Annotated in this window: 17 protein-coding genes; 7 read left to right on the forward strand and 10 right to left on the reverse strand. The window is 51.0% G+C overall.

The window, feature by feature from the left end; genetic code table 11:
- The 4 genes from METH11B_RS0105130 to METH11B_RS0105150 all read left to right on the forward strand — a co-directional run bounded on the left by METH11B_RS0105130 (position 1) and on the right by METH11B_RS0105150 (position 4,333).
- On the forward strand, positions 1–1,176 hold the full coding sequence (locus METH11B_RS0105130; RefSeq protein ID WP_036275607.1) for an MSMEG_0565 family glycosyltransferase: 1,176 nt from the start codon (positions 1–3) through the stop codon (positions 1,174–1,176).
- A complete protein-coding gene (locus METH11B_RS0105135) occupies positions 1,169–1,456 on the forward strand; it encodes an MSMEG_0570 family nitrogen starvation response protein (RefSeq protein WP_026601104.1) in 288 nt (95 codons plus the stop codon). The genes METH11B_RS0105130 and METH11B_RS0105135 overlap by 8 nt, the downstream gene beginning before the upstream one ends.
- A 55-nt stretch (positions 1,457–1,511) precedes the next feature.
- Positions 1,512–2,783, forward strand: a complete 1,272-nt coding sequence (locus METH11B_RS0105140; RefSeq protein ID WP_026601105.1) for an MSMEG_0569 family flavin-dependent oxidoreductase — start codon at positions 1,512–1,514, stop codon at positions 2,781–2,783.
- A gap of 116 nt (positions 2,784–2,899) precedes the next feature.
- Complete coding sequence (locus METH11B_RS0105150) at positions 2,900–4,333, forward strand: aminotransferase-like domain-containing protein (RefSeq protein WP_026601106.1); 1,434 nt, start codon at positions 2,900–2,902, stop codon at positions 4,331–4,333.
- Between the two features lie 206 nt (positions 4,334–4,539).
- Here METH11B_RS0105150 and METH11B_RS0105155 read toward each other — a convergent pair whose 3' ends face one another.
- The 6 genes from METH11B_RS0105155 to METH11B_RS29710 all read right to left on the reverse strand — a co-directional run bounded on the left by METH11B_RS0105155 (position 4,540) and on the right by METH11B_RS29710 (position 10,284).
- Entirely contained in the window at positions 4,540–5,202 is a 663-nt protein-coding gene (locus METH11B_RS0105155) for a hypothetical protein (RefSeq protein WP_036275608.1), read from the reverse strand.
- Between the two features lie 28 nt (positions 5,203–5,230).
- On the reverse strand, positions 5,231–5,785 hold the full coding sequence (locus METH11B_RS0105160; protein ID WP_026601108.1) for a cyclin-dependent kinase inhibitor 3 family protein: 555 nt from the start codon (positions 5,783–5,785) through the stop codon (positions 5,231–5,233).
- 37 nt (positions 5,786–5,822) lie between these two features.
- A complete protein-coding gene (rlmN, locus tag METH11B_RS0105165; RefSeq protein ID WP_026601109.1) occupies positions 5,823–6,860 on the reverse strand; it encodes a 23S rRNA (adenine(2503)-C(2))-methyltransferase RlmN in 1,038 nt (345 codons plus the stop codon).
- A gap of 94 nt (positions 6,861–6,954) precedes the next feature.
- Positions 6,955–7,770 carry a copper resistance protein B gene (locus METH11B_RS26220; protein ID WP_026601110.1) on the reverse strand — a complete coding sequence of 272 codons (816 nt, stop codon included), beginning with the start codon at positions 7,768–7,770 and terminating at the stop codon, positions 6,955–6,957.
- Positions 7,757–9,457, reverse strand: a complete 1,701-nt coding sequence (locus METH11B_RS0105175; protein ID WP_026601111.1) for a copper resistance system multicopper oxidase — start codon at positions 9,455–9,457, stop codon at positions 7,757–7,759. Before METH11B_RS0105175 ends, METH11B_RS26220 begins: the two co-directional genes overlap by 14 nt.
- 161 nt (positions 9,458–9,618) lie before the next feature.
- The gene (locus tag METH11B_RS29710; protein ID WP_026601112.1) at positions 9,619–10,284 is read right to left on the reverse strand and encodes a DUF2750 domain-containing protein; all 666 of its coding nucleotides are present in this window, start codon (positions 10,282–10,284) and stop codon (positions 9,619–9,621) included.
- Here METH11B_RS29710 and METH11B_RS0105185 point away from each other — a divergent pair.
- Together METH11B_RS0105185 and METH11B_RS0105190 are read left to right on the forward strand one after the other, a co-directional pair.
- On the forward strand, positions 10,283–10,546 hold the full coding sequence (locus METH11B_RS0105185; protein ID WP_026601113.1) for an RNA recognition motif domain-containing protein: 264 nt from the start codon (positions 10,283–10,285) through the stop codon (positions 10,544–10,546). The genes METH11B_RS29710 and METH11B_RS0105185 overlap by 2 nt on opposite strands.
- A complete protein-coding gene (locus METH11B_RS0105190; RefSeq protein ID WP_026601114.1) occupies positions 10,539–10,772 on the forward strand; it encodes a VF530 family DNA-binding protein in 234 nt (77 codons plus the stop codon). The genes METH11B_RS0105185 and METH11B_RS0105190 overlap by 8 nt, the downstream gene beginning before the upstream one ends.
- 197 nt (positions 10,773–10,969) lie before the next feature.
- On the opposite strand, the gene METH11B_RS0105200 is transcribed toward METH11B_RS0105190, so the two are convergent.
- From METH11B_RS0105200 to METH11B_RS0105220, 4 genes are all read right to left on the reverse strand, one after another.
- The gene (locus METH11B_RS0105200) at positions 10,970–11,503 is read right to left on the reverse strand and encodes an SRPBCC family protein (protein WP_026601115.1); all 534 of its coding nucleotides are present in this window, start codon (positions 11,501–11,503) and stop codon (positions 10,970–10,972) included.
- 28 nt (positions 11,504–11,531) lie between these two features.
- Positions 11,532–12,341: a bestrophin-like domain gene (locus METH11B_RS0105205; protein WP_026601116.1), complete on the reverse strand. Its 810-nt coding sequence runs from the start codon at positions 12,339–12,341 to the stop codon at positions 11,532–11,534.
- 531 nt (positions 12,342–12,872) lie between these two features.
- Positions 12,873–13,079, reverse strand: coding sequence for a DUF6494 family protein (locus METH11B_RS0105215; protein ID WP_020482225.1), 207 nt, complete (start codon positions 13,077–13,079; stop codon positions 12,873–12,875).
- Between the two features lie 209 nt (positions 13,080–13,288).
- Positions 13,289–14,191 carry a MerR family transcriptional regulator gene (locus METH11B_RS0105220; RefSeq protein ID WP_026146873.1) on the reverse strand — a complete coding sequence of 301 codons (903 nt, stop codon included), beginning with the start codon at positions 14,189–14,191 and terminating at the stop codon, positions 13,289–13,291.
- A gap of 91 nt (positions 14,192–14,282) precedes the next feature.
- On the opposite strand from METH11B_RS0105220, the gene METH11B_RS0105225 reads away from it, so the two are divergent.
- Entirely contained in the window at positions 14,283–15,542 is a 1,260-nt protein-coding gene (locus tag METH11B_RS0105225; protein WP_026601117.1) for a sigma-70 family RNA polymerase sigma factor, read from the forward strand.
- Positions 15,543–15,582: the final 40 nt, after the last annotated feature.

The following is a 15,582-nucleotide window of genomic DNA, read 5'->3' on the forward strand; positions in this document are numbered from 1 at the left end:
ATGCCAAGACTACGCATTGCCATGCTGACTCATTCTGTTAACCCACGCGGTGGTGTGGTACACGCCATGCAACTGGCGGAAGCCTTGCAGGACTTGGGGCACGATGTGACCTTGATCGCCGGCGCGGAACTCGGCAAGAATTTCTTTCGCGCCACACGCTGCCACATAACCCTGATACCACTACCCGCCTTGAGTGGCGACTTGGTTGCTGCTGTTGCTCAACGCATTCAGGCTTATCTCGATTACTTCAGCCAGCCCAATGCTGAGACATTCGATATTTACCATGCTCAAGATGCTATCAGCGGTTGCGCGATGGCCGAACTGCGCGAGCGCGGCATCATTAATGGCTTTGTTCGCACCGTGCATCATCTGGATCGGTTCGACGACATTTCGTTGCTGACCTGGCAAAGCCGTTCGTTCCTGGCCGCGCAACAAGTCTTGTGCGTCAGCCGTGATTGGCAGGACAAATTGCATATCCAGCATCGGGTTACCGCCGTGCAAGTCAATAACGGCGTTGATACTCAACGCTATTCGCCCACACCACAAGCTAATGACGAAGCACTGCGCCAATTGTTAGGTTTGACACGGGGCGGGCCGATCTTTCTCGCAGTCGGCGGCATTGAGGCGCGCAAAAACACCTTGCGCATCTTCACCGCATTCCGCCAAGTTTTGCAGCAGCGCCCCAATGCGCAGTTGATCATCGTCGGCGGTGCCAGCCTACTAGACCACAGCAACTACCGCCAACAGTTCAACGCCTCCGTCGCCGAGAGCGGTATTCAGGATGGCCCCGGCCAAGCTTTGCTCATCACCGGCCCATTGCCCGATGCGGACATGCCGAGTTTGTTTCGTCTGGCTGACGCACTGGTGTTTCCATCATTGACCGAAGGTTTTGGCCTGGTGGTGCTGGAGGCCATTATCTCCGGCACGCCGGCCATCGTTTCGCTGCGGCCGCCGTTTACCGATTATTTGCAATATCAGGACTGCATCTGGATTGACCCGGAAGACAGCGCTGTGATCGCAAACGCGATGCTGACGGCCGTCGATGATTTCCCCACGGATAGCCTGCCAACTATCGCTAGGCGTTTAAGCGAGCAATTTTCCTGGGCGCAATCAGCACATACCCATCTTGAAATTTACCGTTCACTCATCAAAGCCAAAGGAACTAAACATGCCTGAAATGCGCTTCCGCGTCCGCTGGCCGGACCAGACTGAAAGCCTGTGTTATTCGCCGTCATTGGTGATCAAGGATTATTTCCAGCCCGGACAGACTTATCCCTTGCCGGAATTCGTCAAGCACAGCCGCGAAGCGTTGGAAATTGCCAGCGAGCGGGTGCGGCAGAAATACGGCTACACCTGCTCCAGCGCGATGAGCCAATTGGCGGAAATCGAAGCCAAGGCCAGCCAATTTTTGGGAAGTGAAAATCCCCAGGTCAGCGTGACCGAGTTCATCGAATAGACAAATACAACACACCCACTCAACGCGAATAGCAAAAAACCAAAACGAGGACGCCATGAAACAAAAATCAGAAAACACCCGCCTGCACTATGACACGATTATCGTCGGCGGCGGCCAGGCCGGTTTGTCCGTCAGTTACAATCTGCAAAAACACGGCATTAACCATATCATCTTCGAAAAAAACCGTATCGGCCATGCCTGGCGTAACGACCGCTGGGACAGCTTTTGTTTGGTCACCCCAAACTGGCAATGCCAATTGCCGGACTTTCCTTATCAGGGTGATGATCCGCAAGGCTTTATGCTGAAAGATGAAATCGTCGCTTATGTTGAAGCTTTTGCCAAAAAAGTGAATCCGCCCATCATGGAAGGTGTAGCGGTAAATCGAGTATGGCGGGGTGAGCAAGGCCAATTACATGTCAGCACCTCGGCAGGTGAGTTTTCCGCAGACCACGTGGTGGTGGCAACCGGTGGCTACGATATTCCTATCGTGCCCGACTATGCGCACAGTCTGCCCAAGCACATCACCCAGATTCATTCGATCAATTACCGCAACCCCGAGCAACTGCCTGCAGGTGAAGTGTTAGTGGTCGGCACCGGCCAATCCGGCGTGCAGTTGATGGAAGACCTGCATCTGGCCGGTCGCAAGGTGCATCTTGCCGTTGGTAGCGCCCCGCGTTCGCCGCGCGTGTATCGCGGCCGCGAAACCACGGAATGGTTGTTTGACCTAGGCTTTTATCAATTGACCATCGACCGCCATCCCTTGGGCGACGAAGCCAAGCATAAAACCAATCATTACTTGACCGGGCGTAGCGGCGGTCACGAAATCGACTTGCGGAAATTTGCCTTGGAAGGCGTGAAACTTTACGGCAGCATGGCCAATATCGACGGCAGCAACTTGGAATTTTTACCCGATTTAACCAAAAACCTGGACGATGCCGACGAAATCTACGTCAATATCCGCAACGACATTGACCGCTACATTGCCGAACACAATATCGATGCGCCGGTCGAACCGCCGTTCCGCAAAGTCTGGGAACCAGAGTTCGATCCTACCAGCATCGACGCCGATGCCGAAAACATCACCAGTATAATCTGGGCCATTGGCTTTAGACCAAACTATCGCTGGATAGAACTGTCTGCCTTCGACGGCCGCGGCTTTCCGCAATACGATCGCGGCGTCAGCAACGTGGAGGGTTTGTATTTTATCGGTTTGCCTTGGTTGCATACCTGGGGTTCCGGACGGTTCCTGGGGATTGCCGATGATGCCGAGTATTTGGCGGATGTGATTCAGCGTAAATTGGCGGTTAAGGAAGCGGCTGAGGTTTAGGCGCTAGTGAGCGGTTTGGTCAGGCAAGCGCACAGTTGCCTTTATAATGGCGCTTGCTGATCGAAGCAAAACAAGCAATGCCCAGCGCAAATGCAAGGATTAACTTGGATAAAAACATGAAACACTTGTACGAAACCGTCGCCGATACGGTGATTGCGCATATCGAGCAGGGTGTTTACAAACCAGGCGAAAAACTGCCAGGGGTCAGGAAGCTGAGTCAGCAATTGAATGTCAGTGTTTCGACAGCGCTGGAAGCCTATCGCCTGTTGGAAGACAGCGGTAGGATTCAAGCGCGCTTGCGTTCCGGTTACTATGTCAGCAGCTTCCGTCGGCAGGCGATTGTGGAGCCGGACATTTCCGATGCGCCGGTCACACCCGCCAAAGTCACCGGCCAATCGCTAACCCGGCAAATTCTCCGTGCGGCCAAAGACCCGTATCAGATCAACTTGGGCTCTTCTGTACCGCATGCCGATTTTTTACCCACCCATGCCCTGCAACAGGCTACCGGCAAGGTGGCGCGCTCTTTTGGTAAGCGCTGTTTCGACGCCGACGAATTGCTGGGTAATCAGGAACTGCGCCGACAAATCGCCAAGCGCATGGTGGAATTGCAATGCGCCGACAGCCCGGACGACATTGTGGTGACCCACGGTGCGCGCGAGGCGGTCAGGCTGGCATTAATGGCTATTTGCGAACCTGGCGACTTGATCGCTATCGAATCGCCGACTTTTTACGGCTTATTGCAAGTCATTGAATCCTGCGGCATGGAGGCATTGGAGATCCCCACGCATCCGCGCGAAGGTCTGTCGTTGGATGCGCTGCAAATGGCTATTGAGCAATGGCCGATCAAAGCCTGTTTGATTGTCTCCAATTACAACAATCCGCTCGGCTCGTGCATGAGCGACGAACGCAAGCAAGCCTTGGTGGCTCTGCTCGAAGAACATCAGATTCCATTGGTCGAGGATGATGTCTACGGCGACCTGGGCTTTGGCTTGCGGCGACCATCGGTCTGCAAGGCCTGGAGCCGGAACGGTCAGGTGTTGTATTGCAATTCCTTCGCCAAGACCCTGTCGCCAGGCTTACGTGTGGGCTGGCTGGTGCCGGGCCGCCACATGGCGCGGGTGGAAAATCTGAAATACATGAAACACCAAGCCGTGCCGACTCTGAACCAACTGATAGTTGCGCACATGTTGGAACAAGGCGGTTACGACCGCTATCTACGGCAGGTGCGTCAGGAATATGCCCGCAACGTGGCATTGACCGTTAAAGCCGTCAGCCTGTTATTCCCCGAAGGCACCCGCGTTACTCAACCGGAGGGCGGCTTTGCCTTGTGGGTGGAATTACCAACCGGCGTCGATGCGATGGAACTGCACCGCCGGGCCAGTCAGGAAAACATCATCATCGCCCCCGGCCCCTTGTTCTCGGCCACACAAAAGAAATTCGGCAATTTCATTCGCTTGAGTTGCGCCGTACCTTGGAACGACAGGGTAGAAAAAGCGTTGAAGAAGTTGGGGGATATTGCTTCGGATTTGCTGACACAAAATCGCCAATGACTGCTATTACTTTGAGAATGTCGGCACAGTTGTCTCACCTGCCTGACCACCATTCGCCGGGATGAGGCAGCGATAATGTCATTTTTTTGCCAAATACCGGACAGTCGGAGGTCCAAAGGATGCCACCTATTGAAATTGGACAGTGCCCCCAACCGGCGCGTTTTCGACGCTCGTAACTAATCCATTAACTCTTCCGCACAAATAGACTAGCGCCCAGCCATATCGGCTTTGCGTCCAATCATTTTGTCGGCTAACGCATGGGTACCGCCGCTGCCAAGAATGACTTGGCGAATTTTCTCGTCCGGAATCCGTACCACCACGTTTATAGCCCGCTTGATGTCGTCGGCGCTCATGTCGGAAAAGAGTTTGACGGCGTGCGGGTTGCCGGCATCGCGGCGCAGCACATCGAGTTCGTCGACGCGAGTACCGAATGCTTTGCCTTTCGGATCGCCCTGAGCCCGGAATGCCAGTGCGCCGCCCACATCCAATGTCAGCACTTTGCCGTTGACAACACCTTGGTTATCGCCATTGAAGCCGGCAGCGTCCCAGTTGGCGGTCCAGGCATGCACACCAAACCACTGCTGAGCTTGTTTGCGTTCGCTTTCGTTGAGATGAGCGATGCATTTCTTGTCGAGCTCCACCCACTCTGTCGCCACCTGGTCCGCCGCTATTGTTCTCACATGGGTCAAAGTGGGCGCTCCAGCCAGTTGATAGAGCTTGGCTGCGATCAGTTCATTGCGCGCATGCGCCGCAGATTCCAGGATTTTCACGTAGTAGCGTCGACCTTTACCGTCCTGAAAAACGCCTGCGGGATTGGTACCCAATTGCCCGCCAATCCGTTGCATGGTCGTGGTATCAATAGTTGGCATAGCTGCACGTATCGCTATATTCCCCGGCTTAAGGGATGGGTTTAGTGCGACGCACCAGCGCCAATTGCGCAGGCGTTTCGATGGCACCCTTACGCACGTGCCGAACGTTCTGGATCGCCTCTTCGGTATCCATGCCCAATTCCACTAACAGCCGCGCCGCGATCATACCCGCCCGGCCCAAACCTCCTTTGCAATGCACGAGCAAGTCATCGCCGTTCCGCAACATCTCGCGGATCTCGCGGCCTTGCGTGACCCAGTGCTGTTCAAAAGCTTGAGTAGGCACGGAAAAGTCGGCAATCGGCAGATGTAACCAGGCTATGCCGCGTCTGCGAATTTCATGTCCGAGTTGCGGCACCTTGAGGGCTTTAAGCTCTGCGGGTTCGACGAGCGTCAACACCAGTTTTGCCCCCCAAGCGGCGATGGCATCCAAATCGATACCGAGGTCGCGTTCCCAGGCACCCGTGTGCGCAAAATGGTCATGTTTACCGGGGCAGAAAGTAATGCCGATCCGTCCATGCGCAGGACTCGCACGCACTTCTGCAATCTGAAGCGGGTGTGTATGGCTGGTCCGCACAGCTGTCATATTGCCATCCTGCCGAAATATTGAAGGGAGGAATTTTTTAATTTTTAGAATTAAGTTGTCCGCACGCTGCCAATACGTCATCGCCTTTAGTGCCTCTTATTAAAGTCGGGATTCTAAATTCATCTAATACTGCTTTAAAGCTTTCGACCTCATGCAAATCAGGACTTTCGTAACGTGAGCCAGGGAATGCGTTAAAAGGAATTAAGTTTATATAAGCACGTTTACCTGCCAGTAACCCTCCCAATTTTTTAGCATCATCCGCAGAGTCATTGAAACCTTTTATCAGAATATATTCATAGGTAATAAATTGCTTTTTTTGCAAAGGTATCGCGTCAATATAGCTTAATACCTCAGCCAACGGATATTTTCTATTAATGGGAATAAGCTCATTCCTCTTTTCAGTGAACGGTGAATGTAGCGACAATGCCAAGTTCACCCCGGGAACTTCCTGGATCCATCTTTTAAGCCCAGGAATATAACCCGCCGTTGAAATTGTAATTTTTTGCACACCTATTGATGTGCCGTGTTGCGCTAAAAAAATTTCACAGGCTTTTTTAACAGCATCAAAATTATGTAAAGGCTCGCCCTGCCCCATAAAAACAATATTTAAAATCCGCTCTTCTCCAGGCCTATTGCTTGCCAACCAACGCCAAGCCTGGAGAAACTGGCCAACAATTTCACTGGTAGTCAAATTCCGTTTAAGTCCTTGTTCTCCGGTAAAACAAAAAGAGCAATTCATTGCGCAGCCAACCTGCGATGACAGGCAAATAGAATATTTATTGTTAAACGGAATAAGGACAGTTTCGACTTTATGATTGTCTTTGAGCTTAAACAGAAACTTTACTGTTCGATCTTTTGACGACTCATGAACTAAATCGATTTCCGGCAGAGAAAAGTCGAATTGTTGTTCAAAAAAAGCCAATGAGGATTTTGAAATATTATCACGACATTGAATGCTTTCTTTTTTCTTATAATGCCAATTAAATAGAACTCCCGCTACCGATTGGTTTAAATTATTCTGATTTATAACCGTTTCTAAATCAGAATAACTTAAGTCGTAAAATGATTGTGTCAAAAACTTTCTCCTGGCAATTCCAATAGTCTGCCAATCCCCATTGGCTTAAAAAATTGGAGTTTATTTTTTCAAAAATATATAGGTCCGCAACGGCTTAGTACCAAAGCCGCACACCCACGACACCGCGCAAACTGTGCTGGTGCTCGCGGAGCGATGCTTCCTCGACATAGTCCATGCCCACGTAAGGCGCAAACTCGCGTTCGATCTCATAACGCAAGCGAAAGCCGGCTTCAAATTCGGTCACGCCGGCTTTCACGCCGCGATTTTGTATGTCTTCCGCGGCGACATTCACTTCCACGCGTGGCTGGAGAATCAGGCGCTGGGTCAACAGCAGTTCGTAACCCAGCGTCAAGCGTCCCAACACATTGCCTTTCTCGTTGATGAACATCGCGCTGTCCACTTCGATGAAATACGGCGCCAGCCCTTGAAAGCCGATGACCGCATCGAAAGTACGTTCTGGTTCTATCGCCCGCCGGGCGCCGATTTGAAAATCCCAAAACGTGTCGATATTGCGACTGTACAGGATCTGTAAATCGGCGCGGCCGAAGATATTTTGATCGGCGGAATAATCGCCTTCCGATTTCAACCAAAGCTTGTTTTCGTCAGTGCCGGTCCAGTTCTGCACATCCCATTTGAACAGATGTAGCCCTTGATTGCCTTCGTATTCGAGCCTATCGGCCTTGAAATGATTAAAGACCATTGAGCTGTCGTGCGCCGTTGCGGCAGAACAATACAACACCAGCAGCAGACAGAACCAAACATTTATATGTCTATTAAACGAGACCTTGGAAGTCATCGTTCCCGTGCAGAAGGAAGCCCAGTCGTCACGCTGGATTCCCGCTTTCGCGGGAATGACGGTCATGGAGTACTTGCGGGTCATCTTGGAGAACCAGGCATTACTGATGCTCATGTTTCGCCTTTTCTACGATTAATTTACGAAACATGCCGGTATCCATGTGATAGAGCAAATGACAATGAAAGGCCCACTCCCCTTCCGCATCGGCTGGTACATCGACACTGACGGTCTGGCCGGGTTTGACGTTAATCACATGTTTTTTCGGGTTGTACATGCCGTTACCGTTGTCCAAATACTGCCAGAGGCCGTGGATATGGATAGGGTGGTTCATCATGGTTTCGTTGGCATAGGTAAAGCGAATCCGCTCGCCGAACTTGACCCGAATCGGCTCCGCATCGGCGTATTTGGTGTCGTCGAACGACCAAATGTAGCGTTGCATATTGCCGGTTAACCGCAACGTGATTTCCCGATCCGGCGACCCCATCAGCACGTGATTGGGTTGCGCGGCGATTAACTGGCTATAACTCAATGGTTTTGCTGTATTTCGGGTGTCCTCAGCTGGCATGACATGTCCGGTATGCGGGTTTGGCGCTGTCTCGACAGTTACATGCTCATGGCCGGCGTGTTGCGTCATGGTGGGTTCGGGTTTAGCCGAGAGTTCCGTATGCGCGTGGCTGACTTCCTCGCCGGCAGCCGGCTGAACCGATGTTTGATGAGCGGCGTGGCCGGCATGCTCACCGCCCATATCCGCCAGGGTCAGCAAAGTCATGGGGCGCATTGTCGGTAACGCGGCAGGCAAGTCTGCGCGCGGCGTCAACGTCGCGTTGGCATAACCGCTGCGATCCATCCCTTCGGCAAAAATACTGTAAGCCTGTTCGGTTTGCGGCTGCACCAACACATCGTAGGTTTCCGCCACCGCAATCCGAAATTCCGCCACATCGACCGGCTCGACCGGTTGCCCGTCGGCGGCGATCACCGTCATTTTCAGCCCCGGCAACCGCACATCAAAATGGGTCATCGCTGAAGCGTTGATAAAGCGCAAACGCAGTTTTTCGCCGGGTTTGAATAGGTAAAGCGGTTTCGCTTCCGAAGTTTGACCGTTGATTAAAAATCGGTAATTGGCGCCAGTCACATCGGCTAGATCGGTGGGTTCCATGCGCATCTCGCCCCAGGCTAGCCGATCACTAACGGTTTCCCAAAACCCCAAGCGTTGAATATCGGCGAAGAAATCGCCTACTGTGCGCTGCTGAAAATTGTAATAGTCACTTTGTTTTTTTAAGCGCGCCATGGTCCGCACCGGGTCAGCACGCGGCCAATCGGACAGCATGACCACATAATCGCGATCCACCTTTTGCAGCTCTTGCTGCGGGGCGATGATCAGCGCGCCAAACAAGCCCTGTTGCTCCTGCATCCCGGAATGGCCGTGATACCAGTAGGTGCCGCTTTGCTTGACTTTAAACTGATAGGTAAAGGTCTGGCCGGGCGCTATACCGTCGAAACTGATGCCCGGCACGCCGTCCATTTGATAAGGCAGAATGATACCGTGCCAGTGTATCGAAGTAGCTTCTTTGAGTAGATTAGTGACTTGCAAAGTCACCTCCTCACCCTCTCGCCAATGCAAGGTAGGCGCCGGCAAAGCCTGGTCAACTAGCACGGCCTGCTGGGTTTCGCCAATCAGATTGATCGATTTTTCCGAGATCGACAAACGATAAACATCGGCCTGGGTCCCGCTGGACACCAAGCTAGCCAGCAATAGCCAAGCCGCCGAATACCTAGCGCCGGAGAAATCCCAATAGTGCATAACACCTCTAAAGACCGATTAGCAGGTGTTTACTCTAACATTTTTAAAGGGATCGATACTTTACTGAACGCCAACGCGGGTTTTGCTGGTGACTAATTAGCGCGGCCGCAGTATCGGTGTTCCTGCGTGCCGCAAGCTAGGTCAGGCTCTGGATTACGGCGTTAATCGTCCAGCACAAAGTCGCGCGAATCGCGCATACCTTCCAGAAAATTAAACAGCCGTTGCGGGCTAATCAGACAGCCGGCCGCCGCTTTTCGGGGCATGATTTCCACCAGGACCCCCTGTGCGGTCAGCTTGTTCAAGACTTGATACATGAAAAAATCCAGCGTCTCCGCCACGCCTATCATGTTTTCCCATTCGCCGACCGCCGCCTCGTCAGCGTAGCGCCGGTAGGGCCAGACCGGCAAGGTTTCATGGCCGTCCACCACCCGCAAAATCCATTGCCGGCTTTCTTTCAAGCCCCAGACTTCGTCCATTTCGACGATACGATACATAAAATATTCCAACAGATCTTCGTCGCTCATGGACTGAGCCGCATCATATTCTTCTTGGTAAGGTTCGTAGCGCATAGTACCGATCCGGTGATGGAAAACCACATTGCAGCAATAATCGCACCACGGTAATCCCGCCATCAGCGAGCCCGCCAAACTCGGCGAATTGTCGGTTTTACGCGCAAATAGAGCGTATTGCTGCGCGTTGACTAACCGATTGATTGTCGCATAACCGACAAAACCTAAATCGATTGCCGCACAGCGCGTATTTAGCAAAAAAGCCCAATCGGATAAGTTGTATAGTTGCGGCCCTTTAGCATAAATAAGCAAACCCATGAAATTACTGATACGCAATCTTCCCCGCACCACCACCGAAACCGAACTGCGGGCCATGTTCGCGGAACACGGCAGCGTGCAATCCTGTTCGCTGGTGATGGACAAAGACACCAATAGCTCCAAAGGCTTCGGCTTTGTAGAGATGCCCAAACCCGGTGAAGCCAAGGCCGCCATCAAAACCCTGAATGGTCTGGAAATGGACGGCAACCGGATTCGCGTGAAAAAGGCCGAAACCAATCCTGGTGAAGCCGCCGATGACTAAACCCGGCAAGCAAGATCCATTGCATGGCATCACGCTGGAAACACTGCTGACTCGTTTGGTGGAAAAATACGGCTGGGCGGAATTAGCCAGCCGCATCGACATCAACTGCTTTGCCAAAGACCCCAGCATCACCTCCAGTCTGAAGTTTTTGCGCAAGACGCCCTGGGCAAGACAAAAGGTTGAGGCGCTTTATTTGCAGAGTGCGTGGGCAGAAATCCAGGATTAGCTTGCTATTGCCGATGCGGCCTTTTGTGGCCCACGCCCGCAGTCAATGGCTAATCCTAGCGAGTAACAATTTGCGCGAATTCGAAGATGTAAAGGGCTTGATATCGGAAAATTGGCTGGCTTGATTTATTCAACTGAATATCGACGCCTCCATTTGGAAATATTCGTTTACCCTCCGACCAAGCTATTCAATCCGATCTAGCCGGCCTCTTCCACGATCGATTTGATAGCCGACAAGCCCTGCTCAAACTGACCACCCACCATTTTGTCGCAATTCATGATCAGGCTCATGAGTTTGCCGATAAAGTTATTTTTGCCGGACATACTCCAGACCACAACAGTATTTTCCCCAGCGGATTTGAAGGTAAACTCGGCGGTATTGCAGGCTTTAAACGGTTTAAGAAAAACCAGTTTGAAACGAATCAAGTCGTGCGGGCGACTCTCGACAATGGTCATACTGCCCTCGCCCACCTTGTTGTTGCCGGCCCAACTCATGTTGGCACCGGCACCGGCTTGCGGCCCGGAAAAGCTGTTTTTGGCATTGGGGTCAAGTTTGGCCCAGGGCGACCAAGCCTGCCAGTTCTGCAAATCGTTAATTTGGGTAAAAACCGTTGCCGGCGGCGCCTCCATACTGATGGACCGGGAAACCTGGAACGTATCCGGCTGTCTGCTGGCCAAAGCCAGAATAATCAGAACAACAATTGCAATGAGGATCAGGATAATGTCCAACATGGCGAAACTCTCCGGTTGTTAAAAAATACTAATGCGAGCTATCGGTACGCCCGTCATCGCGAATAGCGCTCTGCAAGTCGATCATACTCTGCTGACTCACACGGATTACGCCCCGATACGGCCGGTCCAAATCCAGAATAATGAACACCATGACCACAATCAGCCAGACCATGATGTACGTAACAAACGATGTGCGATGCCCGGCCAGACCGTTTGTATAGCCCACCAGAGCGCCACTCATTACAAAAGTGATGTACAACAAGCCCAGCACCAACTCGGGTACATGCCGATTTACTTCGGCATCGCGTTTCCCAAAATTGTCGATCAAATCGTTCAAGGCGGGGATAAACAATCCGGTGGTCACCGGGCTGGGTGCCAGTTCATTCGCTTGCCGGGCGTAATCCCAAAGTTTCGCTTGCATACGTCCGGCCTCCGCAATCAGCGCCTCCCTCTGCCCACGCTGGGTTAGATCGACATAGCCGGTTCTGACCCGCAAATCCAGATAATTGCGTATTACGCCGCTGACTTCTGCACTGACTGACTTCGGCAATAATTGCGCACGCAAATAAGCGGTACCAATGGCATTGGCTTCGTCGACCACCGCCTCACTCCGACTATCGTAGCGTTGTAAGGACAACGAGAAGGTAAAACCCAGCAACAATGCCAGAATGCCGAGTAATGACCCGGAAATAGAATTGACATGGGCTTTGAAATTATCGTCCACCTTAGGCTTAATCCGTAAACCCAAGCGGTAACCCAGCTCGATGGTCACTGCCATGGATCCCAGCAACACACAGGCAATCAATAAACTATCGATGTCGTACGTAATTTCATTCATGACTTGAATTGGCGAAAGTACCTAATGGTATTTGAACAAACTGACCATTGGTTGATTATGGAGGACATGTAAAAATTTGTCATTCCCGCGTATTTCAGACGCTAGCTTGTTGATTTTACGGGTCTTGCGCATTGAACAGTGCGGAGATTAGGAATATTTGCAAATACCCCCTGGGCTACTCTGTTTGAACATGCTACCAGCCCAAAAACTGGGCAACGGCAAACCAGGCCAGTTCTCTACGCCTAATAGGTGTATAACTTCGCTTACGGGTTATTTCAAGTCGTTGGTGTTCACTGGCATACAGGCATCATTTTGATTATTCGCCAGACAAAACCATCAATAATTCGGAGTAAACACCATGAGCAAAGCGCAAAAAAGCAATAAGGAAACCAAAAAACAACCGGCCTTGAGTCCGAAAGAAAAAAAAGCCGCGAAAAAGGCCAAAAAAGAATCCGTGTCTTAATCCCCGCCTTTAGCCTAAGCGACCAGCGTAAATCCACACTGGTCTGCCGCCCTTCAAAAAAGCGCCCGTCATTCCAGCGCGATAGTCCCCTCAATACAATGGCTGATGCCTGCCGCAGGCGCTTCCAGAGTCATTTTCACGCTGATGCTTTCCGAACCGTTTAATTTTCCGGTTTCCAGCGCTTTCGCCACTGCGTGTTCAATCTCGCGCTGCGAACTGATACCGACTGTTTTTAGGAATTTTCTGATTTCCATGTTGAATGTATCTTCGTTCATGCCGTTCACCTACTAGCGGGTTGATTAAATGATTGGGGGCAAATGGGTTGCCACGTGTCTGTCTGTAGTAGCTTTTGAGAAAAGCTCTTGAGCGAACTAAAAAATAACTGGAATATCCCTAACGCATTCAACGTTTCTGCCTGACCAAAGTTCGGCAAGCGGCTGGCACCGGATCATCTCCAGCAAGTTGTCTGGATTTAGCCTGTAATTCAGTTGGACAACTGCTGTTGCTGAGCTTTGGCGTTGAAATGATCTATATCGGTGATCAATTCGCAGTTGCTCAAATCGTTTTGCAATTGCGCATAGTAAAAATAAGCCCCACTGCCGCCCAGCCATACCTTGGTAGCCTCGCTGTTGACCGAGTCTATTATCAGCTGTAATTCATCGAGGGTTACTTGCTCCGGCGGAGTCTTTACCAATCCCATGACGATCACGTCCGGCTTCAAGTGCTGGCAGGCCTCGATAATATCCTTGGCCGGCAAGTCCGCACCCAAATAATAGCAGTTGTAGCCCTGATTGGCAGCGATCAAGCAGCTCACCAAAATCCCGAATTCATGCGGATCGCCGCTAGGCGTCGCAAACAGCATGCCCGGATTATTTTTAGAGTGATGATGCAAATTGTTCACCATGCTCAACACAATCCGTTTGATGCAACTGGAAAACATGTGCTCCTGGGCGATGTTCAATTTTCCGTCATGCCAAAGTTCGCCCACTGTTTGCAAGGCCGGCAACAAAATGTCTCTGGCGTAGTCCAATGGCTCGGCAGCGATCAGAGCCTTCTTCAACAACTGCTCGCAACGTTCGATTCGGTAGTGTTTCAACGACTCGATGATCTGCGCCAACAGCGGCGATTGCTCTTCTGACGGTTGAACACTGACTTGTTTCTGAAAATCTTGTAGCTGCTGGTTGTCTAGGGTAGCCAGCTTGCCGATGGGATGGCCCTTTCGGGTCAGATTGACCAACAGCGTCAATTTTTCCAAATCCTGTTGAGAATAGAAACGCCGCCCGGTGCTGTTCCGCGCCGGCATGATGCAGGCGTAGCGACGTTCCCAGGCTCTTAGTGTTTCCGCTGTTAATCCGGTTAAGGAGGTAATCGCTTTAATTGAGTACATTGTTCAACTTTTGTATAGAAAATACTTTGACAAACATTCTACATTCTAGTAAGTTATTTGCCAACAACTTAAATAACCAAGTGAATTGATTATGTCCAACTTAGCCACATTGCCAATCGATAGCGAGATGGATTCGGTAACAGAATCCCAACCCAACTCACTTGCCGTTCAAGTTGAACAGGCCAGGCAGACTCTGTTAGCGTTATTGCTGGAAAACAAGCAGACCAACGCTTTGATAATCAACAGATTTTTGCACGACCTCAATTCAGGCGTGGACTGCTCGGATCTGATCGTCGCCAAGAACTCTGAAGACTATAAAAGACTGCTGCAATTATTGGTCAACAGCCAGGCGGCAAATAAAAACAATCCAGTCCTTTATGTCGAGAATAACGGACAGGACAAAGTTGTACAAGCCGAGAATGTTGTACAACTTATGGGTTCGGAATTCGCGCAACAATCCTTGGTGGCTCGTTCGGTCAATCGGTTGTTGTACAGCCTGCACTTGTTACCGGTATTTTTGATGGACAGTGCGGCCCAAGCTGACGGCGTATTGACCGCCGAAACCGAAGACAGCGCAGATTTCAAAAAACGCCTGGGCAAAGCCAAACGGGAATTGAGACGCCTGCGCCAGGAAATGATCTCGGCTAACACTGGCCTGGTGGCGTTTGTCGCTCATAAGTACAAAACCAGTAACCTGAGCTTTGAAGATTTGATGCAGGAAGGTTTGGTAGGACTAATAAAAGCGGTAGACAGATTCGACCCTGATCGCGGCATCTGCTTTTCCACTTATGCTATTTACTGGATTAGACAGGCCATATCCCGACTGATAGTCAAACAAGAAAAAATTGTCCGCTTGCCGGTCGCTCTGGCTGAAAAAGCTGCCACTGTCTTCGAGGCCATGCGCAGTTGCTACCTTAAATATGAGCGTTGGCCGAGCATCGCCGAATTAAAACTTGCTTGCGATTTGTCCGAGCAAGAAATCAAAACCATCAGCAGTTACTATCAAGCCACCCATTCTTTGGATGCGGCTATAGGTGATGATGACGATAACCTGGAATTGATGGCAAAAATGCAGCAGCATCAATTCAGTCTGCCACTCGATGAACTAATTGATCAGGATCTGGCTCAATATGTCGACAAAGCAGTTGCTTCGCTACCGGAAAAACAGGCGGCGATTTTAACCATGCGTTTCGGTCTGCGCGATCATACGGAAATGACCTTGCAGGCAGTAGCGGATCAGCTGCATGTTACTCGGGAGAGAGTCAGGCAAATTCAAAATGAAGCATTAAAAAAACTGAAACAACAATTTGGCTTTGACCTTATGCTATTTCTCGAACCCAAGGATGGCTAACAATAACAATCATTGACCCAGGTCAGGCTAACACTACAAG

Origin of the sequence: Methylomonas sp. 11b, from assembly GCF_000515215.1 — a bacterium.
Classification (GTDB): Bacteria; Pseudomonadota; Gammaproteobacteria; order Methylococcales; family Methylomonadaceae; genus Methylomonas.

What these genes read in the sequence shown, in the direction of transcription:
- METH11B_RS0105130 (WP_036275607.1), top strand. Translation starts at nt 1, where the DNA reads ATGCCAAGACTACGCATTGCCATGCTGACTCATTCTGTTAACCCACGC.
- METH11B_RS0105135 (WP_026601104.1), top strand. Translation starts at nt 1,169, where the DNA reads ATGCCTGAAATGCGCTTCCGCGTCCGCTGGCCGGACCAGACTGAAAGC.
- METH11B_RS0105140 (WP_026601105.1), top strand. Translation starts at nt 1,512, where the DNA reads ATGAAACAAAAATCAGAAAACACCCGCCTGCACTATGACACGATTATC.
- METH11B_RS0105150 (WP_026601106.1), top strand. Translation starts at nt 2,900, where the DNA reads ATGAAACACTTGTACGAAACCGTCGCCGATACGGTGATTGCGCATATC.
- METH11B_RS0105155 (WP_036275608.1), bottom strand. Translation starts at nt 5,202, where the DNA reads ATGCCAACTATTGATACCACGACCATGCAACGGATTGGCGGGCAATTG.
- METH11B_RS0105160 (WP_026601108.1), bottom strand. Translation starts at nt 5,785, where the DNA reads ATGACAGCTGTGCGGACCAGCCATACACACCCGCTTCAGATTGCAGAA.
- METH11B_RS26220 (WP_026601110.1), bottom strand. Translation starts at nt 7,770, where the DNA reads ATGAGCATCAGTAATGCCTGGTTCTCCAAGATGACCCGCAAGTACTCC.
- METH11B_RS0105175 (WP_026601111.1), bottom strand. Translation starts at nt 9,457, where the DNA reads ATGCACTATTGGGATTTCTCCGGCGCTAGGTATTCGGCGGCTTGGCTA.
- METH11B_RS0105185 (WP_026601113.1), top strand. Translation starts at nt 10,283, where the DNA reads ATGAAATTACTGATACGCAATCTTCCCCGCACCACCACCGAAACCGAA.
- METH11B_RS29710 (WP_026601112.1), bottom strand. Translation starts at nt 10,284, where the DNA reads ATGGGTTTGCTTATTTATGCTAAAGGGCCGCAACTATACAACTTATCC.
- METH11B_RS0105190 (WP_026601114.1), top strand. Translation starts at nt 10,539, where the DNA reads ATGACTAAACCCGGCAAGCAAGATCCATTGCATGGCATCACGCTGGAA.
- METH11B_RS0105200 (WP_026601115.1), bottom strand. Translation starts at nt 11,503, where the DNA reads ATGTTGGACATTATCCTGATCCTCATTGCAATTGTTGTTCTGATTATT.
- METH11B_RS0105205 (WP_026601116.1), bottom strand. Translation starts at nt 12,341, where the DNA reads ATGAATGAAATTACGTACGACATCGATAGTTTATTGATTGCCTGTGTG.
- METH11B_RS0105215 (WP_020482225.1), bottom strand. Translation starts at nt 13,079, where the DNA reads ATGAACGAAGATACATTCAACATGGAAATCAGAAAATTCCTAAAAACA.
- METH11B_RS0105220 (WP_026146873.1), bottom strand. Translation starts at nt 14,191, where the DNA reads ATGTACTCAATTAAAGCGATTACCTCCTTAACCGGATTAACAGCGGAA.
- METH11B_RS0105225 (WP_026601117.1), top strand. Translation starts at nt 14,283, where the DNA reads ATGTCCAACTTAGCCACATTGCCAATCGATAGCGAGATGGATTCGGTA.